The 292-nt window shown below is 74.0% G+C and carries 1 protein-coding gene; it reads right to left on the reverse strand.

Features of this window, described 5'->3' with window-relative positions:
• The coding region (locus tag RB628_RS41925) for a transposase (protein ID WP_318325828.1) at nt 1–292 on the reverse strand (292 nt) is incomplete at both ends.

Consider the following 292-nt stretch of genomic DNA (forward strand, 5'->3'; position numbering starts at 1 on the left):
TCTTGGCCAGGCCGCGGTAGCGGGCCCGGCGGCTGTCGGTGACGGCGAGGGCCTGGCGGACGGTGCCCTCGACGCCGGAGCGTAGGGCGTATGCGTCCTGCCAGTGCCGGTCGGCCTGCTCGGCGCGGGCGGTGCGCAGGGCTTCGGTCAGCGGGCGCGGGTTCAAGGTGAGCTGGCGGAAGCCCCGGCGGCTGGTGGTGCACAACTCGCGGACCGGGCAGGGGCCGCAGGCCGGCTTGGTGAAAGCGACCACGATCATCGGATAGCCGTGCTGGGTGCACGGGCTCCAGGA

The sequence above is a fragment of the Streptomyces sp. ADMS genome, assembly GCF_033441795.1.
Lineage (GTDB): Bacteria > Actinomycetota > Actinomycetes > Streptomycetales > Streptomycetaceae > Streptomyces.